Genomic DNA, 25,343 nt, shown 5'->3' on the forward strand with positions numbered 1-25,343 from the left:
CCAATATTTTGCACTAATCTAAAAAGTAACTTTAACTTCATTTTAAAATAAAAATATTCCAAATGATTAAATTTTCAATCATTTAGAATATTTTATGATTAAAGTATATATCTTAGTATTTTTCTATTTCATCTAATAATTCTTTTACTAAATCATTACCATTTATTTTTCTAACTATTTCACCTTTTTTAAACAGTAATCCTTCTCCCTTTCCACCAGCAATACCTATATCGGCTTCTCTAGCTTCTCCTGGTCCATTTACTGCACAACCCATTATAGCTACTGTAATATCTTTTTCTAAATGGTTTATTTTTTCCTCAACTTCATTTACTACACTTATTAAATCTATATTACATCTTCCACATGTTGGGCACGATACAACTTTTATTTTATCATTTAATAGTCCTAGACTTCTTAATATTTCTTTTCCTACAACAATTTCTTCACATGGATCTCCTGTAAGTGATATTCTAACTGTATCGCCTATTCCTTTTAATAATAAGGCTCCTACACCTATAGATGACTTTATAGTTCCTTTTTTAACACTTCCTGATTCCGTTATTCCTATATGTAAAGGATAATCTACTTTTTGTGATATTAGTTCATATGCCTCTAGTGTCTTATATATATCTGAAGATTTTAATGATATTACTATATTATAAAAATCTAAATCTTCTAATATTTTAACATGACCTAATGCACTTTCAACTAAAGCTTCGGCTGTTGCATGGCCATATTTTTCTAGTAATTCTTTTTCTAGAGATCCACCATTTACACCTATTCTAATTTTTAGATTTTTTTCTTTACATAAATTTACTACTTCTTTTACTTTTTCTATACTACCAATATTTCCTGGATTTATTCTAACTCCATCTATACCTTGATTTATAGCTTCTATTGCTAATCTATGATCAAAGTGTATATCTGCTATTACAGGTATATTAACATTTGATTTAATTTTCCCTATATTCTTAGCAGCTTCCATATCTGGCACAGCTACCCTTACAACATCACAACCAACTTCTTCTAATCTTTTTATTTGTGCTATTGTAGCTTTTGCATCTCTTGTATCTGTATTAGTCATTGATTGTATGCTTATTGGATTATCTCCACCTATTTTTAAACTTCCTACTTTTACTTCTCTACAAGGTCTTCTTTTATACATTTCATCACCTTTTTCTAAATGTCTAATTATATTTCAACAATAAATTTATTGATTTTTAATTTCAATTCAACTATCACTTAACCATAAATAAAATTTGTTTATTAATTAAAATAATCTAGTTATATCTTTAAATGTTACAAATATCATTAATGCCATTAATAGTGCAAATCCAATTAGATTTATTGTAGCTTCTTTGTTAGGATCTATTTTTTTTCCACCTCTTATAGCTTCTATACCCAAGAATAATAGTCTTCCACCATCTAATGCTGGTATTGGAAGTAAGTTAAGTATACCTAAATTTAAACTTATAACAGCTGCTATATGTAATAGGTTTACTATTCCTACTTTTGCTGCATTGGATACTATACCTATAACTCCAATTGGCCCTGCAACTGCATTTCCTGCACCTCCAGGAACTGTACCTGTTATTGCTTTACCTACAAATACAAACATTTGCTTAGACATATCTACTGTTGATACAAAAGCATACTTAACAGATTTAAGGATACTCTTTTCATGTGTTGCCAATATACCAATTGTATACTTTCCTTGTTCATTTTTTTGTGGATTAACTTTAATATCCTTAATTTCATTATCTCTAGATATTTTAAAATCTATTTCTTTCCCATCTGATTTTTGGATATTTTGTACTATATCTTCCCATGTAGTAATTTTTTGTCCATTTATTTCTATAACTTCGTCATTGGCTTTAAGGCCTGCTGAATATGCCGGAGTATTTTCTATAACCTCTCCTAAAACATTTTGATTAGTAGCTATACCCATTGACATATACACTGGTATTAAAAGTAATATAGCTAATATAATATTAAAAAATGGCCCTGCTAATAAGATACTTGCTCTTTGAAGAATAGTCTTTTTTCCAAAAGAATTCGGATCTTTTGATTCTTCATCTTCACCTTCCATACTGACATATCCACCTAGTGGTAATAATCTTACAGAATATTTAGTTCCGCCTCTTTCAACACTAAATAACTTAGGCCCCATTCCTATTGAAAACTCGTGTATTGTAACACCAGCTCTTTTAGCAAATAAAAAGTGTCCTAACTCATGTATGAATATTAATACTCCAAATAGTATTATCGCTGCTATAATAGTCAAATTTACACCTTCCTATCTTATGGCACTTGCCACATATTCTCTTGCCCATCTATCTATATCTAGTATTTGTTCTAGCGTTGGTTTATCTATACTAGTATGAGCATCCATTGTTTTTTCTATGTAATAAGGTATATCATAGAATCCTATTTTGTCATTTAAAAATTCATTTACTAGTACTTCATTAGCACTATTTAATACTGCTGAATATGTACCACCCATTTTTAAACTATCGTACGCTAGTTTTAAACAAGGGAATATTTCTAAGTCAGGCTGTTCAAATGTTAAAGTTGCAATCTTAGCTAAATCCAATCTTTCAAAATCATTTACAATTCTATTAGGATAAGATAACGCATATTGTATAGGTAATCTCATGTCTGGACATCCTAATTGAGCCATTACTGAGCTATCAATAAATTGAACCATAGAATGTATTATACTTTGAGGATGTACAACAACATCTATTTGATTTTGTTCAACTCCAAATAACCATTTAGCTTCTATAACTTCTAACCCTTTATTCATCAATGTTGATGAATCTATACTTATTTTTCTTCCCATTGACCAATTAGGGTGCTTTAATGCTTGGTTTTTAGTTACATTTTCTAAATCAGATTTAGATTTACCTCTAAATGGTCCCCCTGATGCTGTTAGGATAATTTTTTCTATTTCTTTATTTTGCTCCCCATTTAAACATTGGAAAATAGCACTATGCTCACTATCTACAGGAAGTATACTTACATTATGCTTTCTAGCTTCACTAATAACTAGATCACCAGCACAAACTAGAGTTTCTTTGTTTGCTAAAGCAATATCCTTACCTGATTTGATAGCTTCTAATGTAGGTACTAATCCTATCATACCTACTATAGCTGTTAATAAAACATCAATTTCAGGTAGTGAAGATATTTCCTTCAAACCCGACATCCCACTTAGCACTTCTACATTTATATCAGTTGGTATCATTTTTTTTAGTTTAATTGCGCTTTCTTCATTATATACCGCAACATATTTAGGTTTAAACTCTTTTATTTGTTCTAATAATAAATCTACACTACTATTCGCAGAAATTGCTACAACTTCAAATTTATCTTTATTTCTTCTTACAACATCTAAAGTTTGCTTTCCTATAGACCCTGTAGACCCTAGTATTGATATTCTTTTCATATTAATTCCCTTTCTATAATTTTAATATATTCATCCTTATATTATACCATTAAATTATATAAATTTATCCAATTTAAAATAAATTTCATATTAAAACTAATTTAAAATACAATTAAAATATCCTATTACGATTTTTACATATTATAAAAGGCTTTTTCGATTTAGGAAGTATAGTAAATTAAATAAAAAAATAAAATATAATATCATACATAAAACTTAAAATTATAATGATATTATATTTTATCTAATACTGCTAATTACTGATAGCATCTCTCTCGAAAAAGCCTTTATTTTATAAAAATCATAATTGCATAATATACAAATGGTGCTACTAATATAACACTATCAAATCTATCTAATATACCACCATGTCCTGGTATTAATTTTCCATAGTCTTTTATACCAACATATCTTTTAATTGATGATGCAAATAAATCTCCAAATTGCGCTACTACACTTCCTATAAGACCTATAATTACTAATGGCATTATTTGAAGTTTGAATATATATCCAAATATTGCACAGCATGCTATACTTCCTAATATGCCTCCTATAGAACCTTCAACGGTTTTTTTAGGGCTTACTTTAGGTATTAACTTATGTTTTCCAAATAAATATCCACTGAAGTAGGCAAAAGTATCAGTTGCAAAAGATATTATAAATATTATCCATACATATAAATGTCCTAATTCAAAATCTCTAATAGTTAAAACTATATAATCTAAAAATATAGCAACATAAAAGATTCCTAAAAATGTAACTGATATATCGAGTATGTTATTTTTACATCTTAATAAATATGTTATTGAAATTACAAATAAAACAAATGCTACTGCATATGAATATTCTATTCCTAACCCATATATATTTTTTATTAATAAATATCCTGCAAATATATACCCTACATTAAATAAAGGGTTAATATTTTTTGTTTGAAATGCTTTATAAAATTCATGTAAAGCAATAGCTACTATTGCTATTTCTGCTATGTATAATGGCAATCCACCTATTATTAAAAATATAAACAGTGGAACCAACGCTAAAGCTGCAATAATTCTTGTAAGCATATATTATTCTCCTTACTTAAGTCCACCAAACCTTCTGTCTCTGTTTTGGTAATCATATATAGCCTTTTGCAATTCTTTTTCATTAAAATCAGGCCAATGTACATTTGTGAAATAAAATTCAGAATATGCAGCCTCCCATAATAAGAAGTTACTTAATCGTTCTTCTCCACTAGTTCTTACAATTAACTCTGGGTCTGGTATAGACTTTGTGCTTAAATAATTTGTTATAGTATCCTCTGTTATGTCCTTTATATCTAGTTTACCACATTTTGCGTCTTTTACTATATCTATTACAGCATTTTTTATATCATATCTTGCACCATAGTTTAGTGCCAGATTTAAATTTACGCCTGTATTAAATTTTGTAAGCTCATACGCTCTTTCTAATTCATCTATACAAGCTTGAGGTAGTTGACTAGTATCTCCTATAGTTGTTATCTTAACATTATTTTTATGTAATTCTCTTACTTCTTTTTTTAAATATGTTGATAATAAGTTCATTAATGTATCTACTTCTAATTTAGGCCTTTTCCAATTTTCTGTGGAAAATGCATATAGCGTTAAATGCTTAATACCTAATCTCTGACATTCCATTAAAACTTTTCTTATAGTTTCAACTCCTGCTTTATGTCCAGCTGTTCTTGGTAGAAATCTAGCTTTTGCCCATCTTCCATTTCCATCCATTATTATAGCTATATGTGTAGGTACTTTATTAATATCTATATTATATGAATTCATAATTTATGCCTCCAAATAGTAATCTGACTCCTATTTTAAGGAGTCAGTAAAATATGTTATTAAAATTTCTACACCATTATCTATTTCTGATATTTTAATGACCTTAGGAATAGTTAACTTTTCTTGGTCTTTTCTACCTTTTATAGCTTTTATAGTGTACTTTATATTTTGATTTTTGAAAAATTCTTCAACTTTATTTATATGAAGGCCCAAAAGGTTATAATATTTATTCAATATTATACCTCCATTATATCCTTTTCTTTAGCTACTGCAACTGCATCTATTTCTTTGATGAATCTATCAGTTATCTTTTGAACTTCGTCTTGAGCTTTCTTTAATTCGTCTTCAGTTAATTCTCCATCTTTTTCTAGTTTCTTTAATGCATCGTTAGCATCTCTTCTTTCATTTCTTAATCTAACTTTAAATTCTTCAGCACTTTTATGAGCTTTCTTAGCTAACTCTTTTCTTCTTTCTTCTGTTAATACTGGTACAGATAATCTTATAACTTCTCCATCATTAGAAGGATTTAATCCTAAATCAGAATTTCTTATAGCTTTTTCTATTTCTGCCATAGAAGATTTATCCCAAGCACTTATCATTAAAGTTCTTGGTTCTGGAACTGATATAGCAGCCATTTGATTTATTGGAGTTGGAGTTCCGTAATAGTCAACTCTTATTTTATCTAACATTTGAGCATTAGCTCTTCCTGTTCTTATAGTAGTGTATTCGTATTTTAAAGCTTCTATTGTCTTAGACATTTTAGCTTCTAATTGCTTATGAGTATCTAATTTCATATATGTATCCTCCTATTATTTTATCTATTTCTATTTTACCATATTTTATTAAAATACTTTAGTATTATATTAATAGTTTACACACTTTTTTATTTTTTTCATAAAAACTATTTGTCTATTTTTATAATACTTATTTCTAATTTTTATGGTATTTATTTTAGTGTCATATTAATAGTACTATTTCACTATTGTTCCTATTTTTTCACCCATAACTGCTTTTATTATATTTTCTGTAGAAAGTTCAAATACATGTATAGGAATTTGATTATCCATACATAAAGATGTAGCAGTTGAGTCCATTACTTTTAATTCTCTTTGAAGAACTTCTAAATAACTTAATTCATCGAATTTAACTGCATCAGCATGTACTTTTGGATCTTTGTCATATACTGCATCAACATTTTTAGCAAGTAATATAACTTCTGTCTCCATTTCAGCAGCTCTAAGCGCTGCAGCTGTATCTGTTGAGAAATATGGATTTCCAGTTCCTGCACCAAATATAACAACTCTGTCTTTTTCTAAGTGTCTAACAGCTTTTCTTCTTATATATGGCTCTGCTATTTGTCTCATCTCTATAGCAGTTTGAACTCTAGTTTGAACATCTATATTTTCAAGTGCATCTTGTAGTGCCATAGCATTCATAACTGTTGCAAGCATACCGATATAATCAGCTGTAGTTCTATCCATACCTTCAGATGTTCTTCCTCTCCAGAAGTTTCCGCCACCTACAACTACTGATACCTCTACACCTATCTCTTGTACTTTCTTTATAGCAACAGCTATTTCATCAACAACTACATTGTTGATACCGAAACCTTTTTCTCCTGCTAATGCTTCACCACTAAGTTTTAATAGCACTCTTTCATATTTTGGTTTACTCATTTAAGAAATCCTCCTCTTTCAGTTAAAAATTACGATTTGTGTAACTTTTATATTTTTTCCGTATATTTAGTTTTGTATTTACTTTTTTAAAAAAAAGAGAACACTTAAGTGTTCTCCTTTGGTCATTACTTAAGTTGCTTAGCAACTTCTTCTGCAAAGTTTTCTTCTTTCTTTTCTATACCTTCTCCAACTTCGAATCTAACAATTTGCCCAAGCTCTATTTCAGCTCCAACTTTTTTAGCAGTTTCAGCTACTAATTGCTTTATTGTTAAATCTCCGTTTTTAACAAAAGGTTGTTCTAATAAGCAAACTTCTTTTAATTGCTTTTCTAATCTTCCTTTTATCATCTTCTCAACTATGTTAGCAGGCTTTCCTTCGTTTAAAGCTTGTTGAGTTAATATTTCTGTTTCGTGAGCTATGTAATCTTGATCAACATCGTTTCTTGAAACGTACTTAGGGTTCATAGCAGCAACTTGCATTGCTATATCTCTTCCCATAGCTATAACTTCTGCATCTCTAGCAGTAGTCTTCATTTCAACTAAAACACCTATTTTACCTCCACCGTGGATGTATCCAGCAACTTGTCCGTCAGTAGATATTTTAGCAAATCTTCTTACGTCTAACTTTTCTCCTATTGTAGCTATTCTGTTGTTTAATACATCAGATAAAGCTATTCCTTCTTTATGAGTTGAAGCTAATAAATCAGCTATTTCAGTTTTGTCAGTAGCTAATGCCATTTCAGCAGCATCTTTAACGAATGCTTTGAAATCTTCGTTCTTAGCAACGAAGTCAGTTTCTGAGTTTACTTCAACTACAGCAGCAACTGTGTTATCAGCATTTATTTCTATAGCAACTAATCCTTCTGCAGCTATTCTATCAGCTTTTTTAGCAGCTTTAGATAATCCTTTTTCTCTTAATAAATCTATAGCTCTTTCCATGTTTCCTTCAGCTTCTTGTAAAGCTTTTTTACAGTCCATCATTCCAGCGCCTGTTGATTCTCTTAACTCTTTAACCATTTGTGCAGTTATAGCCATTTAGGTTACCTCCTATATACTATTAATGGTAAGGGCTTAGACCCTTACCATTCAGTTGTTATTTTAGTTTATCTTTTAAAGATTAAGCTTGTTGTTCTTCGTCAGCTTCTACTTCTTCTTCAGCACCTTGTCTACCTTCTATTATAGCGTTAGCCATAGCAGCAGTTATTAATTTAACAGCTCTTATAGCATCGTCATTTCCTGGTATAGCAAAGTCTAATTCTTCTGGATCACAGTTAGTATCAACTATACCAAATACTGGGATTCCTAATCTATGAGCTTCTTGTATAGCTATGTTTTCTTTTCTTGGGTCAACTACGAACATAGCTCCTGGTAATTCAGGCATATCCTTCATACCATTTAAGTATTTTTCTAATTTTTCTTTTTCAGCTCTTAATTTTATAACTTCTTTTTTAGGTAAAACGTTGAATACACCTTCGTTTTCCATTTTTTCTAATTCTCTTAATTTGTTTATTCTTGTTTGTATAGTTTTGTGGTTTGTTAACATTCCACCTAACCATCTTTCGTTAACGTAGAACATTCCACATCTTTCAGCTTCTTCTTTTATAGCTTCTTGAGCTTGTTTCTTAGTTCCTACGAATAAAACTGGCTTTCCAGTTTCAGCTACTTCTTTCATAGCTTTATAAGCTTCTTCAGCTTTCTTAACTGTTTTTTGTAAGTCTATTATATATATTCCATTTCTTTCTGTGAATATATATTGGCTCATCTTAGGGTTCCATCTTCTTGTTTGATGTCCGAAGTGAACACCAGCTTCTAATAATTGTTTCATTGATATTACTGACATTGTTTTTCCTCCTTGGTTTTATACCTCCGACATGATCAACTCCCAAAAAAACCTCTTAGGCACCTTCTTAGGATCCCATTGTCGTGTGTGATTTATAGTTTTATTATTTTCACCTCTAGTAGTATATCATAGGCTTTTTAAAATTACAACATTTTTTCTTTGTTTTATTTTTGTCCTTTTTTATCTAAATTATATACAAATTTCTTAATGCTAATCAGCAAATATCATTTTTATTTTAGTTTTAAAAGATGCACTATCAACATCATTTGCACTTACTATATTAACACTTCCTAAAATTTCACCTGTATTAGTGTAATATTTTATGACTCCAAGTACATCTCCTTTTTTTACTGGATAATTTATCTCCTTAAATGTTATTTGAGAATTTAGACTTTCGTCTTTACCTAATATAGCATATAACTCTTTATCTGCTATTAGCTTAACTTCTAATTCTTCTATACCTTTAATATACTTCTTACCTATTAATCTATCTTGTTCCATTACTTTTTTCGTACTAAAGTTTTCTTTTCCATATTTTAACATACCTAAAGCTGCTGAAAGTCTCTTATTCTTATGATTAGCTCCTAGGGTTACACCTATAAGTCTATGTTGTTTTTCATTATTTTCATCTTCTTTTACCAACATAGAAAATGATAGACAATATCCTGCATTACCTGTATATCCAGTTTTTATACCATCTACTTCGGGTAGTATACCCATTAATGCTGAATTTGTATTATTTTTGCAAAAGCCTCTTTGAGGGTTAGAGTATGTCTGCATATTAGTTATAGCTACAACTTGTTTTTCATAATTATCAAACATATACTTACCTAATTTAGCAATATCTCTTGCTGTGGATATATTTTCTTTAGGTGGCTTAGAAGGATTTTGTAAATCATATATAGGAAGCCCATTAGGATTTACAAAAGATGTATTCACCATTCCAATTTCTTTACACTTAGCATTCATCTTTTGGACAAATGTTTTTTCATCCTTGCCTATATGTCTCGATATTGCGACAGCCGCATCATTTCCAGATACAATCATAAGGCCTTTCATAAGCTCTATTAGTGGAACTTTTTCACCTTCTTTTAAATGATAACTTGAACCCCTTACACTTGCTATACTTTTATCTATAGTTATTATATCATTTTCTTTTACTTCACCTTTTTCTATAGCTTCTATTGCAAGTAGAAATGTCATCATTTTACTTAGACTAGCTAGTGGTCTTTTTGCATCCGGGGTTTTTTCATAAAGTACTCTCCCAGTATCTTGATCTATAAGTATAGATGACTTAGAAAACTTATCTACGCCTTTTTGCGCCTTAGCGTATGTAAGGTTTGGAGTTAAAAATGCAATAATAAGTGTTAATACAAGTAGTTTTTTTGCTCCATGTTTCAATTTCATTCACCTTCTTGGTTTTATAAGTTTTTTGATTAACAAGTACATATTTAGTTTTTTCCTTTTTGTATATATAATATATCAGTAATAATTTTCTAAATTATTTTATTTTTTATTTTTAAAATCAAAGTGAATTACTATTTCAAGAGTATATATTATAATGTAATCATAATTTTTATATATATAAAAAAGGCCATGTTATTTAACATGGCCTTAATTGATTTTATTAAGTTTTATTTTTTGAATTTACTGCTTAGATACTTCTTGTTATTAAGTAATAACATTATGGCACTAAATACAATTCCTATAACAGATAATATAACAAATATCATTTCATGTGATTTGTAAAATATATCAAAAGAAATCATACAAATACCCATTGCTAAAAATAGCAAAGTACACAAAAACCTGTCCATCTAAGTAGATATTCCTCCTTCAAGAGCATATTTTTAATACTCTTTTTTTATTTACATTTGTTGAATAAATTTTAAATGATAACTATATTATATACAATTAAAACCTATATTGTTCTTCTTTTTATAGTTAATTTTATATTATTTTCAATTTCAGTTAACATTTTTTCATTTTTAGGATCTACAAATAAACATGTATAACCATTTTCTCCCGATCTTCCGCATCTTCCGATTCTATGAATATATGACTCTACCGTCTCAGGTATATCATAATTATATACATGAGTTACCCCTGTAACATCAATTCCACGCGCTGCAACATCAGTTGCTATTAAATATTGAATCTCTGCGTTTCTAAATGACTTCATTATTCTTTCTCTCTTTGATTGTTGTATATCACTATGAATCTTTACACAATTAAACCCTCTTTGGTGAAGATTTTCATCTAACTTGTCCACTCTAGCTTTTGTCCTACAAAAAATTATAGCCATAAATGCATTATCTTCTTCTAGTACTTTACATAAATCATCTTGTTTATTTCTATCTGTAGTTTCAACAACTTCCTGTGTTATATTTTCTAATGTAACTTCTGTACTTTTAATAGAAACTACTGATGGGTCTTTCATATATCTATAAGCTAACTTTTTAACTGCAGAGTCCATGGTTGCTGAAAAGCATAATATCTGTCTTTTTTTAGGCATAAACTTCATTATAGATTCTATATCATTCTTAAATCCCATAAAAAGCATCTCATCTGCTTCATCCAATACTATCGTATTTACCTTAGATAAATCTATACTTTTTCTCATCAAATGATCTATAAGTCTACCTGGAGTTGCTATAACTAAATGTATATCTTTTTTTAATTTCTTAATCTGAGAAGAAATATCCTTTCCTCCATATGCAGATAAAATCCCTATATTTTTACCTTCTTGTAATTTTTCAGCTTCCTGTGTTATCTGAATAGCTAATTCTCTTGTTGGAGTTATAATTAGTGATTGTATTTCGTTTTTAGATGTATCTATTTTTTCAAATATAGGTAATAAAAACGCTAGAGTTTTTCCTGTTCCTGTTTGAGCTTGTGATATAAGATCACTCCCTCTAGTTATAATTGGTATACTTTCTATTTGTACTGGTGTTGGTGTTTTAATGCCTTTCTTATTTAATACATTTACTATATTTTCACTAATTGCTAGTTTTTTAAAATCCATAAACATACCTTTCCTTCTTTTATAATATTTTCAAATGAGCTTTTATCAAAGTTTAGACTTAATTTTTTTAAATACATATTTATATATAATATCATAATAATTTATAGGTAACAAATAACTTATTTGTATAATATTTTGTATATTTTTTTTAGATTTGTTAATACTTAAAAAGAGGGCATATAGCCCTCCTAATTGTTAAATCTATTTTAAATTATATGTTTCATTTTGTTACAAAATGAACTTACTAATGTTTTATCTATTTTTATCAATAACTACTGAATAAAATTTCTTACTTTACAAATAAATTATATTTAAACTTACTATTCTATAAGTAGTTTTATTTTTCTATTAATACAATTTAACTCTATTTATATTGCATTAACACTTTAACTTTATTAATCTATATTAAAAGTTTATTAACTTAAATTTCATCTTTATTTAAATATTATATTATTTTACTTAATTGTTATTTTCCTAGTATTTCTATATCTATTGTTCTTCTACCCCAGTTAGAACATTCTTTTTTAGTGTTCATAAATATGTCTATTTTATTTCCCTTTATAGCCCCTCCACAGTTATTAGCTACAAATACTTGATCAAATTGAGGTATATAAACCTTAGTTCCATAAGGTATTACCCTAGGGTCTACGGCTATTGTTCCCCAAACAGGTTTTTGTCCTGTTGATGTTGTACTGTATCCTGTATATGCCGTTGCTACAACAGTCATTTTCTTTTTGCCTTGACTTGCTGATGCATTGTTACTACTATTATTAGTATTACTTGAATTATTGTTTGATTGGTCCATCTTTATATATTTACTACTTGCCCAACCTTCTTTGTTGTTAGGAAGTCTAACTTTACTCCATCCTTGACTACTACTTAATACTGTTACTGATTTATTTCTACTTAACGACCCTACAACTTTATATTTAGTAGATGGTCCACTTCTTACATTTAAATTAGTAGTTGCTACTGCTGTACTATCTGCGAATGTTTCTGTTGCTCCTAGTGTAAATATAACTGTACTTAGTAAAGCACCTAGTACCATAGTTTTCTTTATCATAAAAGCACCTCATTTTCTAAATTTTAATAAATTTTGTTACTATTTTGTAATCGCTTGTTACCATTTTGTAACTTGCTATATTTATATATTATACATTTGTTACCAATTTGTAAACTATTTTTTTCATATTTATTACAAAATAGTTACATTTTTGAAATTTTTATTGCATAAGGAGGTTCTATGAAAATGGCTCTACAGCTTAAAGAGAGGTTAAAAAAAGTTTTAAAATTTTATTTACATTTTTTATAGTGTTTTTTTTATTTATTGAACTAAAAAGATTCATTTTTGATGTAAATAGTAATTCTATTTTTTACTATCTTTCTAATATTTCTTTGTTAAAATATATCATAATTATATCATTAGGTCTTTTAGCTTTTTCATCTATGTGCTTATATGATTTCACATTAAAACCAATATTAAAAAATAGCATTACAAATAAATATATACTAAAATATTCATGGATTTGCGCTTCTATATCTAACATGATAGGTTTTGCTGGATCCTCCTCAATAGGACTTAAACTACATTTTTATAAAAATTATTACTCAGATAAAAAAACTTTTTTAACTCATATTAGTCAGATTTTATTTTTAAATATCTCAGGCTTATCGTTACTTTGCTTATTTCACTTAATATTTAATTTTAAATTTTTATTTATTAATAACACTAATAAATTTTCGATTCCAAATTTAACAGTGTTATTAATATCATTTTACATTATAGGATTATGTATTTTTTTAACTTTTAAGCACTTTAAATATAGTAATTCACAAAACATATCTAAATTTATTAAAATAGCTCTTATATCCTGCTTAGAATGGATTTTAGCAACATTACTTTTGTATTTTATTGCTAGATTAATCAATATCTCTATTAGCTTTAAAGATTATTTTCCCATTTTTATACTTTCAGTATCTATAGGTATTGTGAGTATGATTCCTGGTGGTTTTGGAAGTTTTGATTTAACATTTTTATTAAATTTAGAATTATTAGGAATTAACAAAGAATTAGGTGTAGTTACTTTGATTCTTTATAGATTAAGTTATTATATAATTCCTTTAATATTAGGACTAATAATTTATCTCTATGATAATTGGAAAAGTTTAAATTCAAAATTTAACGATGTCCCATCTCTTATCCTATCATCTACAGCAAATTTTATGCTAATGTTTCTAATCTTTTCAACAGGCATCGTGTTACTAATTTCAGCCGCTTTACCTTCTGTTGTTTATAGATTGAAACTTATAAGCGACATCGCTAATTATTATATAATTAATCTTTCTCATATAATTTCTGTAATAATTGGTTTTTTACTTATTTCACTCTCAAGAATAGTTCATTATAAATCTAAAGATGTATATAAGCTTACTTTATTATTACTCATTTGTGGTTCTATATTTACATTTATAAAAGGGCTCGATTACGAAGAAGCTTTATATTTAGCAATTGTAGGATTTATACTGTTCCTTAGTAAAAAAAGCTTCTATAAAGAAAAATTTATTATGACATGGGGTAGAATTTTACAAGATTTTGTCATATTATTTTTCATATTTATAATTTATGCGTTTATAGGATACGTAAATACACCCTCTAGCCAATTAATCCTACCTAGATTTTTAGAAAATTTAGTTTATACAAACTATAAACATTTAATAATAAGCAGTTTTATAGGTTTTATTATTGCATTAGCTTTTTTAGTTATAATTTATAAAAAAAATAAAAATAGCATTCCGCCTCATATAACACTTGATAAGTGTGAAAATGAGCTAGACAATTTTTTATCTATATATGAAGGAGGCCCACTTACTCATTTAATATATTTAAAAGACAAAATGCTTTATTTTAATGCTACTAACGATGTCCTATTTCAGTTTAGTATATATTCAGATAAACTAGTTGTTCTAGGGAGACCTATAGGAAATAAAGATAGCATTCAATCTGCTATTGAAGAATTTTATGATTATTATAGTAAATATGGATACACTCCTATTTTTTATCAAGTAGATAAAAGTACATTATCATTTTTACATGAATTTGGATATGATTTTCTAAAACTAGGAGAAGAAGCTAAAATTTCCATTAATTCATTTAACCTAACGGGTAAAAAAATGAAAGGTATAAGAACCTCTATTAATAAAGTAGAAAAAGAAGGCTACACATTTGAAGTCATCAACCCACCATTTACCTCTAGTTTTTTAAACGAACTAAAATCTGTATCAGATAATTGGCTAGATGGCAAAGATGAGAAAGGATTCTCACTAGGATTTTTTGATGAATATTACCTTTCTAAATCACCGATATGCGTAGTTCAAGATGCTAATTATAATATAATGGGATTTTCTAATATAATGCCAATGTATGACAATGATAGCTTTTCTATAGACTTAATGAGATTTTCTAAAAATGCCTGCAGAGGTGTTATGGATTTTATGTTTGTAAATCTAATAAATTATGGAAATAAAAATAAATTTAAGTTTTTTAATATAGGCATGGCTCCTTTATCTAATGTTGGAACTTCAAAATATTCTTTTTTAAGTGAAAAAATAGCGTCTCAAGTTTATAATCACGGTCAACATTTTTATTCATTTCAAGGTCTTAGATCCTTTAAAGAAAAGTATGCTACAACATGGGATCCTAAGTACTTAGCTTATAGAAAAAGATCTTCTCTTCTATTTACCATGATACAAGTTACACTACTCATTTCAAAAAAAATTAAATATAAATAAAAGGCTACTTTCTAAGTAGCCTTTTATTTATCCCTTTATATATTCTCCTGATACATATACATATCCGTTTCCATACTTAATTTTATACCATCCATCTTTAGATTCTACTATCTCAACTTTGCTTCCTTTTGATAATGAGCCTATAACTGAATAACTAGTACCATATCCATTTCTTACATTAAGATTCAATGCTGTTTACACCATACTTTACATTACTATTTATAGGAGGCTTTTCTTCTGGTATTTGACTGCCTGGTTTTAGCTTTACATTTTCCTTTAAGTAACTTTCTATCCCATTAGCTATTGATACTGCTAACTTATCTTGATATACCGGATCTGATAATTTATTATTTTCTTGAGCATTTGATATAAATCCTGTTTCAAATAAAGAAAATACCATATTAGTTTCTCTTAAAACTACAAAGTTGGCTGACTTAACTCCCCTGTCTCTTCCCTGAGTGGACTTTATTGCATTATTATGTATCCCCGTAGAATAAGGTCTATGGCTTGTTTTTTGTGTATGATGATATGTTTCAATCCCATTTGCCGATTCGTTACTTGAAGAATTTAGATGTATAGAAATAAAAGCATCTGCTCCATAAGAATTTGCCATATGAGCTCTCTCACCTAAAGGTATAAATACATCAGAAGTTCTACTCATTTTTACTTGAATACCTTTTTGTTTTAATTTCAACTCTACACTTTTAGCTATTTGTAGACTTAATTCATCTTCAAATTTCCCAAATGCACTGGCTTCATTATCACTTCCCCCATGTGACCTGGGTCTATAAATACTTTGTAAAAATCTCTATTTACAGAATTTGATCTTTGATTAGCATACATTATTGTCTTGTCACCAGATACATAAATCTCTAATATATGTATTTTATTATCTATGTTTATTGCTTAAAAATACAGTTCCTTCTTTTATAGGATATACGATTCCATTTTCATCTATATCTACAGTTTCATTATTTGACATTTCCCAGCCAGAATATTGAGATAAATCTAGATTTTCACCTTTTTTAATAGATACACCATTTTCGACTATTATATCATTTGCGTCATATTTATCCGCTATAGATTCAAATTCTAATTCTATATTGTTATTAACATTTACTATATCTACTTTAGATAAGATAGGTAATGAGGATAAAATACTTAAAGCCGCTACTTGTGTAGCTCTTTTGTTGACTATTTTTTTCAATTGATTTCCTCCCTCATATTTTTATTTTAATTTTGACCTTTATGTAAATTTATGTAAATTTATGTAAATCTAATTTTAATTAAATTTACATAAAAAAAGTATCCAAATGTATGGATACCTTTTTATCAAATGCTTAAAATTTACTTAGTTATTAACTTTAATTCTACTGGTATATAATTATCTATATCTTTTCCAATTAATACATTGTGAACTGCGTCTACAGCTGTTTCACCTATTAATATTGGTTGTTGTGCTACAGTCGCTGCCATTTTTCCTTTTTTAACTGATTCAACAGCATCTTCTGTCGCATCAAATCCAACAACTAATACATTTTTCATATTTGCAGCTTCTAATGCTTTTTGAGCCCCTAAAGCCATTTCATCATTTTGAGCAAACACTGCATCTATATTATCTTTTGATTGTATTATATTTTCCATTACTGAAAGTCCCTTAGTTCTATCAAAGTCTGCACTTTGCTTTGCTACTAAGTTAAATTCACTTTTTTTAATACCCTCTTCAAATCCAGCTCCTCTATCTCTAGTAGCTGAAGAACCTGCTATCCCTTCAAGTTCTACTATATTTCCTTTTCTGTTTAACTTATCCATTAAAAAGTCTGCTGCCATTTTACCACCTGCTATATTATCTGATGCAACGTGTGATAAAACTTTTCCGCCATTTGCAGCTCTATCTACTGTTATTACTGGTAAATCATTGTTATTTGCTATCATTACTGATGCTATTGCTGAATCTGAATCAACTGGATTTAAAAGTACTATATCTACATTTTTAACACTTATATCTTCCATATTTGATACTTCTTTTGCTGGGTCATTTTGAGAATCAAGTACTACTACTTCATATCCTAATTCTTTTGCTTTGTTTTCAACTCCTGTTTTTAAATCTACGAAAAATGGATTGTTTAGTGTTGATACTATAAGTCCTATTTTTTTTGCATCATTATCTTTAGGAGTACATCCTACAAGTAATGATGATGATAATATTATTGTTATTATAATAGAAAGAAATTTTTTCATTTTTATTTCCTCCTAGTTACTTTTTCTGTCAAGCAGTACAGCTATTAATATAACCACACCTTTTACCATCATTTGATAATATGATGATACGTCTAATATATTAAGAGCATTACTTAATACACCTATTATTAATGCACCTATTATTGTTCCACCTATCTTACCCTTACCACCAGTTAAGCTAGTTCCTCCAAGTACAACTGCTGCTATTGCATCTAGTTCATATCCTGTTCCTGCTGTAGGTTGTGCTGAGTATAATCTTGAAGTTATTATTATACCTGCTATAGCAGATAGTACTCCACTTATTGTGTATACCCATATTTTTATTTTATCAGTGCTAAGTCCTGATAGCTTTGTTGCTTCTTCATTTGATCCTAATGCATATGTGTATCTTCCCATCTTAGTATTTTTTAGTATATATGCACATACAGTAAATACTAATATCATTATTATTGCAGGTGTTGGTATAGATAATATTTCGCCTCCACCTATTTTTCCAAAGTCTATTGCAAGATCAGAGCTTCCAAGTGTTATTGGCTTTCCATCTGTAAATACTAATGTTAAGCCTCTTAAAACTGTCATTGTAGCAAGCGTTGCTATAAATGGTTGTAGCTTTCCTTTAGATATTATAAATCCATTTAAGAAACCTACGCCTGCTCCTATTATAATAGAAGCTAAAACTCCAATTGCTATACTTTGTCCTGATGCTAATAAACTTGCACATACTGCACCACTTATTGCAAGTATTGAACCTACTGAAAGGTCTATTCCACCTGTTAATATTACAAATGTCATACCAGCTGCTATTATTGCATTTATTGATGTTTGTCTTAATATATTAAATATATTCTTACTACTTAAAAATGATGGGCTTAGTATTGATACTACTGCTACTAATAATACTAGTCCTACTAAACTTTTATATTTTACTAATAATTCCTTTATGTCTAGATTTCTGATTTTTGTATCTTGTATACAGTTTGATTGCATAATTATATTGCCTCCTTAGTTTCTACTGCACATTTTAATATAGCCTCTTGTGTTGCATCTTTTATATCAAATTCACCTGTTATCATTCCATGGCTTAAAACTAAAATTCTATCACTTAAACCTAATATTTCTGGCATTTCTGAAGATATCATTATTACTGCTTTTCCTTGTGATTTAAATTCATTTATTAAGTCATATATTTCTTTTTTAGCTCCAACATCTACTCCTCTTGTAGGTTCATCAAGTATAAGTACGTCAGGGTGTGTCATAAGTGCTTTTGCTATTGCTATTTTTTGTTGATTTCCACCACTTAAGTTTCTTATTAATTGATCTTGACTTGGAGTTTTTATTCTTATTCTTTCTATATAACTTTTAACTCTTTCATCTTCTTGTTTTTTATTTATTTTAAATAAAGACGATATTCTATCTAGTGATGATATTGTCATATTTTCCTTTACTGATAAATCAAGTATTAGTCCATCACCTTTTCTATCTTCACTAACGTATGCAATTCTATGCTTTAATCCATCTTTACAGCTTTTTGCTTCTACTTTTTTTCCTTTTACAATTATACTTCCACTAGTTTTTCTTATATGTCCATATATTGTTTTAGCAAGTTCCGTTCTTCCTGATCCCATAAGCCCTGATATACCTAAAATCTCTCCAGCTTTTACCTCAAAGTTTATATCTTTTACATATTCATTATTTAGATTTTCTACTTTTAAAATATTTTCTCCCATTTTTACATCTAATCTTGGGAATTGGTCTGTAAGCTTTCTACCTACCATCATTTCTATCATTTTATCTTCATCTAAATTTTCTATTTTTTCTTTCCCAACATATTTCCCATCTCTAAGTACAGTTATAGAGTCACATATTTCAAATATTTCTTTTAGTCTATGTGATATATAAACTATAGACTTACCTTCTTCTTTTAATTCATTTATTACTTTAAATAAGCTTTCCGTTTCTTTGTCCGTTAAAGCATCTGTTGGCTCATCCATTATTATTATTTTCGCATCTAATGATAGAGCTTTTGCTATTTCTATCATTTGTTGTTGACCTATACTTAAACTTTTAACTAATTCTTTTGAACTTGTATTTACATTTAACTTCTTTAATAATTTGTCCGATTCTTCATGAAGTTTAGTAAAATCTATTCTAAATCCTTGTTTTGGTTCTCTACCTAAAAATATATTTTCACCAATACTTAAATCAGGTAATAAGTTAAGTTCTTGATGTATTATTGCTATACCTTTTTCAGTAGCATCTTTTGGTCCTGTTATATCTTCTTCTATTCCTTTATAAAAGATTTTTCCACCATCTTTTTTATAAACACCACTTAATATTTTCATAAGTGTAGATTTACCAGCTCCATTTTCTCCCATAAGAGCCATTACAGTTCCTTCATATAGTTCTATGTTTACACCATCTAAAGCTTTTACTCCTGGGAACTCTTTAACTATATTTGTCATTTTTAAAATAGGTACTTTCATTTAACTACCCCCTGAAGTTTTCTACATCTCTTAATGTAGGTAATGAACTTTGTGCTCCTTCTTTCATTACTGAAAGTGCTCCTACTTTTGATGCAAAGTCCATAGCTTCTTCTATATTTTTATTATTTGCAAATGCTACTGATAATGCTCCTGTATAACTATCTCCTGCTGCTGTTGTATCTATTGCTTCTACTTTGTATGCTTTTTTAAACACACTTTTTTCTTTATTTATATATAAGCTTCCTTTTGAACCTAATGTTACTATAAGTTCTTTTACACCTTTTTGTATCATTTTTTTAGCAGCTAATTGTATATCATCTTCACAATTTATCTCTATACCACTTATTATTTCAAGCTCTGTTTCATTTGGTGTTAATAAATCAACATTTTCTATTAACTCATCTTCTAAAACTACTGCTGGCGCTGGGTTTAATATTGTATATTTTCCAAGTTCTTTTGCTTTTTTTAGTGCATACTTTATAGTATCAAGTGGCGTTTCTAATTGAACAACTACTATATCACTATTTTTTATTGCTTCTATATTTTCATCTATATCATTTGGTGTTAATTTAAAGTTTGCTCCTGGAGCTACTACTATACAGTTTTCAGCATTCTTATCTACTGTTATAAGTGCTACTCCTGTTGGGCATGATTCGACTTTTATGTAATCTGTACATACTTTATCATTTTCAAGTGCATTTATTAAAGTTTGTCCAAATCCATCATCTCCAACTTTACCTATCATAGATACATGTCCTTCTAGCCTTGCCATTGCAACTGCTTGATTTGCACCTTTTCCACCAGGTACCTCTTTAAAATTACTTCCTATTAATGTTTGCCCGGCCTTAGGCATATCATCTACCTTAACTACTAAGTCCATGTTTAAACTACCTATAACACATATTTTTTTCATAGCTTTCCTCCTATATAATGTATAATGTCTAAAATCTTCAATTTATTTAAATCTATTTATCTATTTTTATTTTATTATTAATTTTACTTTTTATAGAATATCACATTAAATTATTTAGTGCAACACATTAATTCAATAAAACATATTTTTTTATATATTTATAATTAAAAGGATATCTTTTATGTTATTTTTATAACATTTAATGTTTATTAGTTCAATACTTAATCATTTATATTTTATTTGTACATACTAAAAAACTCTTAACACATAGTGATTACTATATGTTAAGAGTCTTTTTATTATCATATTGAATTATTCTATTTCTCCCTTGTTCTTTAGCTATATATAAAGCTTTATCTGCTTTTTTTATTAAATTTATACAGTCACAACTATTGTATAAATTTATATTTGCTACACCAATACTGGCTGTAATTATATCACTAATTAAAGAATACTCATGTAATATATTTAAGCTATTTATATTATTTTTTATTTTTAGAGGTAGATTTTCAAAATAATCCTTTTCTTCATTACATGACAATACTAAAAATTCTTCTCCGCCATATCTTATTACTATATCTGTTAATTCATTACAGCTACTTTTTATTATTTGTGCTACATTTATAAGTACTTCATCACCTTTTAAATGTCCATAATTATCATTATAAGTTTTAAAATAATCTATATCTATCATTATTGCAAACATACTTTCAGTATTGCAAATTTCTGATATATACTCATCTAAATATGTTCTATTAAAAACTTTTGTCAAAGGATCTTTATAGGACTCCTCCTTTATTGATTTATTATATATGTTTAAATTTTTTATTTTTTCTTCATTATAGATTTTTTCAAATTCTTTTTGCATTTTTTCGTACTTTATAAAACTTTGCTTCTTTTGAATATAGTCAAATATAGATTCACATATTCTATAGCATTTCAAAGAATTTTTATAATCTTCTTTTATTTCATATACTTTGCCTAAGCAAGAATATGCCTTTTTTTCATAGAATTTTCCCCATTTGGAACTATGATCTAGAGACCTTTTATAATATTTTATACTATTATCATATACTCCTAATTTAAAATAAAAATCGCCTATTAGTATATTTATATTGCAATCAAAATGTGTGTATTTAAAACTATACTTAAATGTTTCATATTTCTCTAAAGCCTCTAACGCAAGACTAATACCCTTATTCAAATTTTTATTACTTTTACAAAAACACTTAGATTTTAGATATATTAGCATTATATTTGTACTTTCATCTAATTCATTATCTATATTCTTAATATACTGATCTATAGCCTCTATACAATAATACGCTTGATGTAATTTATCCATTTCAAGATATGATTCTATTAATGCAACTATAGAAGAACATTTCAATTCCTTATTAAGATTATCATATTTTGAACTATAGACTAATTCTTCTAAACTTCTTATAGCTTCATTTGGATTATGCATACATTCTAAGTAAATACTCGCAAAATAATATAAAACTAATCCTGTAATTTCTAATATATCGTACTTTTCACCAATCCTCATACCTTTAATAAAGTACTTCATAGCTTTAATTTCATCTTGCAAAAAATATGCAAGTGTTGTTCCAATAGAGAGGTAATAGTATCCACATTCCTTATCATTACAAAATTTCATTAGAAATCTAATTTTTTCTATGTATTTTTTTAAATTCTGCTTATGGCATTGTTTCCATCTTAATACAATTAACCTCTGAATATACGCTAAGGTTAGCTCTTTTTTATCTTCTTTTTCTAAAAGTTTTGCTCCTTTAATAAAGTAGCGCCTAGAGATTTTGTATTCTCCTTTATTTAAATAAATACATGCTAGTTTACAATAACATTTCCCTTCCCATAAGTTATTATTTATTTTATTAGATATATCTAAAGATTTATTTATATATTCAATACTTCCATCTAAGTTAGATTTTAATTCTTGCTCTATTGCTTTTATATAATAAAACTTTAAAATATTTAAATTGTCTTTTAATTTCTTCTCTTCAATTTTTTCTATAAATTGAGTTAAATTATCTATATTTGATAAACAGGTTCTTCTTAATTCTATTTCATATATAACTTTTTCTATATTAAAATCCATTTCTTCCCCCTTAATAAATCAAGGCTTATCTATTAATTAAAATATCTATATTGATTTCCTCCTTCACTTTTAGATATATACAATGCCTTATCTGCATTATCTATAAGATTATAATAATCATTACAGTAATTATTAGATGCTATTCCTATACTTATACTCACCGTTGTATTAAAAGGAGAATCCTCATGTTTTATATTTAATTCATTAACTTGCTGTAACAATAATTTAGCAGCTTTAATACTATCTTCATAATCTATGTTTCTTAATAGTATTAAAAATTCTTCCCCTCCATACCTTATAGCTATGTTATCATCTTTTACACAAATATTTTTGATTATTTTTCCAATTTTATCTATTACTTCATCACCTTTTATATGACCATACTTATCATTATATTTTTTAAAAAAATCTATATCTATCATAAATGCATACAAATTCGAAGTTTCTATGCCTAATTTAGCATCTTCACATTCTAGGTATTCATTTAGAAATCTTCTATTTAATAAACCGCTAAGCATATCTGTATTTCTTTTATCTATTAATTCATTTTTTAGCTCTGTTAGCTGTGAAATCTTATTCTTTTTATTTAATATATCATTTTCTTTTAATAAGATTTCTGTGTATTTTTGACTTTGTTGTACTAGCCAGTCTTCTTTCAATTCCATATATAGCTTTAAATGCCTTATAGATTTTTGATAATCTTGTAATTTTTCATAGTCTTTCGATAGTAGTTTATGAAATTCTATAACTGATCTGTTTTTACTTCTTTTTATACTTTTGTTAAATCCTCTTTTATGTAGGTTGCATGCTAAATCATATTTTCCTACTTTATAGTATAAGTTTCCTTCTATTTTATCAATTAATATATCGATGTCTTGAAATAATGATTTATATTTATTTTTTTCATATAAGCTTTTACTTTTATTTATATACTTAACACCTTTATCTATATTTTCATTTGACATACTATAATACTTAGCTTTGCAAATATATCCTATCATTTTTACTTGCTCATTAAGATCTTTATTAACACTATTTATATTGTCATCAAATTTTATTAAATAGTTTTTCGCACTTTTTAAATCTTCATTTTTTATAAAATACGTTATTAAATTATTTGTAATTATCGCTTTATATACTGGATTTATATTTTGATATTTTTCATTTTTTAATATAACTTCTATATACTTAATAGACTCTAATTCATTTCCTAGAGAATAATAACTAGCTGCTAAAAATATACGTGCTTTTATTTCTAATTCAATTTGACATGTTTTTTGGGCCAAATCAAATGCATGTGATAAGTAAAATATTGCAACTATTGTATTTTGTAATGCATTTAAATATATCACTCCTAAATCTAAGTAGTACTTAGCTACATTTTTACTTGCATTACTTTTTATAAGTAAATGAAGTTCTTCTATAAGTAAATTAATTTTACTTATATCATATCTACTTATCATTAAAATATTAATATGTCTTATATAAAACTGTATTAATTCTTCCTTGTTTTGTTGTTTTATTAATTTTTCTCGAGCTATTTTAAACATCTTGTCACTTTCCATCTTGCTTTCATATTTTATATAATAATTTGATAGATACCCATATAAAATAGCTTCGTAAATTTCATCTTCAGTATGACTTTTTTCTAAAAACTTTATTGCTTTTTTCAAATTATTTATGATTTGTTTTTTATTTTGTTTGTACTGATTTGTCAAAAACAACAAGAAATAACTTTTTGAATAATCATAAAAATTTCTTTCATTTAAATTTTCAATAAATATATTTACTTTATTTTGAATTTCTTTAATATAACTTAATGTAATATTATATTCATCTTTTTGCCTTAAATCATCTATATATGTTTCAATAATTTCATAATTCATAAAATATCACCTACTTTAAATACCCTCAATAAAAAAGTTGAGTATTTTATCTTTAAATAAAAAAGTTGCTTAAAAACTTAAACAACTTTTAAATCTATAAAGTACTTACGTTATATATA

24 protein-coding genes and 1 pseudogene are annotated in these 25,343 nt (G+C 27.5%); 1 reads left to right on the plus strand and 24 read right to left on the minus strand.

All coding sequences use genetic code 11. The annotated features are described in order from the left end of the window. Positions 1-112 precede the first annotated feature (112 nt). The 15 genes and pseudogenes from ispG to NWE74_RS06215 form a co-directional block, all read right to left on the minus strand. The gene (ispG, locus tag NWE74_RS06150; protein WP_258242350.1) at positions 113-1,165 is read right to left on the minus strand and encodes a flavodoxin-dependent (E)-4-hydroxy-3-methylbut-2-enyl-diphosphate synthase; all 1,053 of its coding nucleotides are present in this window, start codon (positions 1,163-1,165) and stop codon (positions 113-115) included. A 105-nt stretch (positions 1,166-1,270) separates the two neighbouring features. Then, complete coding sequence (gene rseP / locus NWE74_RS06155) at positions 1,271-2,284, minus strand: RIP metalloprotease RseP (protein ID WP_258242351.1); 1,014 nt, start codon at positions 2,282-2,284, stop codon at positions 1,271-1,273. Between the two features lie 12 nt (positions 2,285-2,296). Continuing rightward, on the minus strand, positions 2,297-3,448 hold the full coding sequence (locus NWE74_RS06160) for a 1-deoxy-D-xylulose-5-phosphate reductoisomerase (RefSeq protein ID WP_258242352.1): 1,152 nt from the start codon (positions 3,446-3,448) through the stop codon (positions 2,297-2,299). Between the two features lie 287 nt (positions 3,449-3,735). Next, positions 3,736-4,515, minus strand: a complete 780-nt coding sequence (locus NWE74_RS06165) for a phosphatidate cytidylyltransferase (protein WP_258242353.1) — start codon at positions 4,513-4,515, stop codon at positions 3,736-3,738. Between the two features lie 12 nt (positions 4,516-4,527). Beyond that, a complete protein-coding gene (locus NWE74_RS06170; protein WP_258242354.1) occupies positions 4,528-5,253 on the minus strand; it encodes an isoprenyl transferase in 726 nt (241 codons plus the stop codon). Between the two features lie 30 nt (positions 5,254-5,283). Next, positions 5,284-5,487 carry a hypothetical protein gene (locus tag NWE74_RS06175; RefSeq protein ID WP_092724246.1) on the minus strand — a complete coding sequence of 68 codons (204 nt, stop codon included), beginning with the start codon at positions 5,485-5,487 and terminating at the stop codon, positions 5,284-5,286. A 2-nt stretch (positions 5,488-5,489) separates the two neighbouring features. After that, entirely contained in the window at positions 5,490-6,047 is a 558-nt protein-coding gene (frr, locus tag NWE74_RS06180) for a ribosome recycling factor (protein WP_092724248.1), read from the minus strand. 177 nt (positions 6,048-6,224) lie between these two features. Further along, positions 6,225-6,929, minus strand: coding sequence for a UMP kinase (gene pyrH / locus NWE74_RS06185; protein WP_258242355.1), 705 nt, complete (start codon positions 6,927-6,929; stop codon positions 6,225-6,227). Between the two features lie 125 nt (positions 6,930-7,054). Then, entirely contained in the window at positions 7,055-7,963 is a 909-nt protein-coding gene (gene tsf, locus NWE74_RS06190) for a translation elongation factor Ts (RefSeq protein ID WP_258242356.1), read from the minus strand. Positions 7,964-8,045: 82 nt separating this feature from the next. Continuing rightward, complete coding sequence (gene rpsB / locus NWE74_RS06195) at positions 8,046-8,768, minus strand: 30S ribosomal protein S2 (RefSeq protein WP_092724254.1); 723 nt, start codon at positions 8,766-8,768, stop codon at positions 8,046-8,048. 210 nt (positions 8,769-8,978) lie between these two features. Next, positions 8,979-10,169, minus strand: a complete 1,191-nt coding sequence (locus NWE74_RS06200) for a D-alanyl-D-alanine carboxypeptidase family protein (RefSeq protein WP_330666316.1) — start codon at positions 10,167-10,169, stop codon at positions 8,979-8,981. Positions 10,170-10,402: 233 nt separating this feature from the next. Further along, positions 10,403-10,585, minus strand: coding sequence for a hypothetical protein (locus tag NWE74_RS06205; RefSeq protein WP_258242358.1), 183 nt, complete (start codon positions 10,583-10,585; stop codon positions 10,403-10,405). A 171-nt stretch (positions 10,586-10,756) separates the two neighbouring features. After that, positions 10,757-10,807, minus strand: coding sequence for a hypothetical protein (locus NWE74_RS19295; protein WP_420330206.1), 51 nt, complete (start codon positions 10,805-10,807; stop codon positions 10,757-10,759). Next, positions 10,804-11,799: pseudogene (locus tag NWE74_RS06210) on the minus strand (DEAD/DEAH box helicase); the annotation flags it as partial. The gene NWE74_RS19295 and the pseudogene NWE74_RS06210, both read right to left, overlap by 4 nt. 460 nt (positions 11,800-12,259) lie before the next feature. Next, the gene (locus NWE74_RS06215; protein WP_258242360.1) at positions 12,260-12,856 is read right to left on the minus strand and encodes a 3D domain-containing protein; all 597 of its coding nucleotides are present in this window, start codon (positions 12,854-12,856) and stop codon (positions 12,260-12,262) included. A 248-nt stretch (positions 12,857-13,104) separates the two neighbouring features. Here NWE74_RS06215 and mprF point away from each other — a divergent pair, with 248 nt between their 5' ends. Then, a complete protein-coding gene (mprF, locus tag NWE74_RS06220) occupies positions 13,105-15,582 on the plus strand; it encodes a bifunctional lysylphosphatidylglycerol flippase/synthetase MprF (protein ID WP_258242361.1) in 2,478 nt (825 codons plus the stop codon). Positions 15,583-15,609: 27 nt separating this feature from the next. Here mprF and NWE74_RS06225 read toward each other — a convergent pair whose 3' ends face one another. The 9 genes from NWE74_RS06225 to NWE74_RS06265 form a co-directional block, all read right to left on the minus strand. After that, positions 15,610-15,771 (minus strand): SH3 domain-containing protein, encoded by a 162-nt coding sequence (locus NWE74_RS06225; RefSeq protein WP_309137274.1) that lies wholly within the window; start codon positions 15,769-15,771, stop codon positions 15,610-15,612. Then, positions 15,761-16,375: an N-acetylmuramoyl-L-alanine amidase family protein gene (locus NWE74_RS06230; protein ID WP_258244426.1), complete on the minus strand. Its 615-nt coding sequence runs from the start codon at positions 16,373-16,375 to the stop codon at positions 15,761-15,763. The genes NWE74_RS06225 and NWE74_RS06230 overlap by 11 nt, the downstream gene beginning before the upstream one ends. Positions 16,376-16,471: 96 nt before the next feature. After that, positions 16,472-16,789, minus strand: coding sequence for a hypothetical protein (locus NWE74_RS06235; RefSeq protein ID WP_258242362.1), 318 nt, complete (start codon positions 16,787-16,789; stop codon positions 16,472-16,474). 140 nt (positions 16,790-16,929) lie between these two features. Continuing rightward, positions 16,930-17,823 carry a ribose ABC transporter substrate-binding protein RbsB gene (gene rbsB, locus NWE74_RS06240; protein ID WP_258242363.1) on the minus strand — a complete coding sequence of 298 codons (894 nt, stop codon included), beginning with the start codon at positions 17,821-17,823 and terminating at the stop codon, positions 16,930-16,932. Between the two features lie 12 nt (positions 17,824-17,835). Next, entirely contained in the window at positions 17,836-18,810 is a 975-nt protein-coding gene (gene rbsC / locus NWE74_RS06245) for a ribose ABC transporter permease (protein ID WP_258242364.1), read from the minus strand. 2 nt (positions 18,811-18,812) lie between these two features. Next, positions 18,813-20,306: a ribose ABC transporter ATP-binding protein RbsA gene (gene rbsA, locus NWE74_RS06250; RefSeq protein ID WP_258242365.1), complete on the minus strand. Its 1,494-nt coding sequence runs from the start codon at positions 20,304-20,306 to the stop codon at positions 18,813-18,815. Positions 20,307-20,310: 4 nt separating this feature from the next. Continuing rightward, the gene (gene rbsK / locus NWE74_RS06255) at positions 20,311-21,219 is read right to left on the minus strand and encodes a ribokinase (RefSeq protein ID WP_258242366.1); all 909 of its coding nucleotides are present in this window, start codon (positions 21,217-21,219) and stop codon (positions 20,311-20,313) included. 277 nt (positions 21,220-21,496) lie between these two features. Next, positions 21,497-23,338 carry a GGDEF domain-containing protein gene (locus NWE74_RS06260; protein ID WP_258242367.1) on the minus strand — a complete coding sequence of 614 codons (1,842 nt, stop codon included), beginning with the start codon at positions 23,336-23,338 and terminating at the stop codon, positions 21,497-21,499. 32 nt (positions 23,339-23,370) lie between these two features. Then, positions 23,371-25,224 (minus strand): GGDEF domain-containing protein, encoded by a 1,854-nt coding sequence (locus NWE74_RS06265; protein WP_258242368.1) that lies wholly within the window; start codon positions 25,222-25,224, stop codon positions 23,371-23,373. Positions 25,225-25,343: the final 119 nt, after the last annotated feature.

It is taken from the genome of Romboutsia lituseburensis, from assembly GCF_024723825.1.
In the GTDB taxonomy this organism is placed as follows: Bacteria; Bacillota; Clostridia; order Peptostreptococcales; family Peptostreptococcaceae; genus Romboutsia_F; species Romboutsia_F lituseburensis_A.

Coding starts and splice junctions, on each gene's coding strand:
- NWE74_RS06160 (WP_258242352.1), bottom strand. CDS start 3,448: ATGAAAAGAATATCAATACTAGGGTCTACAGGGTCTATAGGAAAGCAA.
- rbsC (WP_258242364.1), bottom strand. CDS start 18,810: ATGCAATCAAACTGTATACAAGATACAAAAATCAGAAATCTAGACATA.
- rpsB (WP_092724254.1), bottom strand. CDS start 8,768: ATGTCAGTAATATCAATGAAACAATTATTAGAAGCTGGTGTTCACTTC.
- ispG (WP_258242350.1), bottom strand. CDS start 1,165: ATGTATAAAAGAAGACCTTGTAGAGAAGTAAAAGTAGGAAGTTTAAAA.
- tsf (WP_258242356.1), bottom strand. CDS start 7,963: ATGGCTATAACTGCACAAATGGTTAAAGAGTTAAGAGAATCAACAGGC.
- NWE74_RS06205 (WP_258242358.1), bottom strand. CDS start 10,585: ATGGACAGGTTTTTGTGTACTTTGCTATTTTTAGCAATGGGTATTTGT.
- pyrH (WP_258242355.1), bottom strand. CDS start 6,929: ATGAGTAAACCAAAATATGAAAGAGTGCTATTAAAACTTAGTGGTGAA.
- rbsA (WP_258242365.1), bottom strand. CDS start 20,306: ATGAAAGTACCTATTTTAAAAATGACAAATATAGTTAAAGAGTTCCCA.
- NWE74_RS06265 (WP_258242368.1), bottom strand. CDS start 25,224: ATGAATTATGAAATTATTGAAACATATATAGATGATTTAAGGCAAAAA.
- rbsB (WP_258242363.1), bottom strand. CDS start 17,823: ATGAAAAAATTTCTTTCTATTATAATAACAATAATATTATCATCATCA.
- NWE74_RS06165 (WP_258242353.1), bottom strand. CDS start 4,515: ATGCTTACAAGAATTATTGCAGCTTTAGCGTTGGTTCCACTGTTTATA.
- NWE74_RS06215 (WP_258242360.1), bottom strand. CDS start 12,856: ATGATAAAGAAAACTATGGTACTAGGTGCTTTACTAAGTACAGTTATA.
- rbsK (WP_258242366.1), bottom strand. CDS start 21,219: ATGAAAAAAATATGTGTTATAGGTAGTTTAAACATGGACTTAGTAGTT.
- NWE74_RS06260 (WP_258242367.1), bottom strand. CDS start 23,338: ATGGATTTTAATATAGAAAAAGTTATATATGAAATAGAATTAAGAAGA.
- NWE74_RS06170 (WP_258242354.1), bottom strand. CDS start 5,253: ATGAATTCATATAATATAGATATTAATAAAGTACCTACACATATAGCT.
- frr (WP_092724248.1), bottom strand. CDS start 6,047: ATGAAATTAGATACTCATAAGCAATTAGAAGCTAAAATGTCTAAGACA.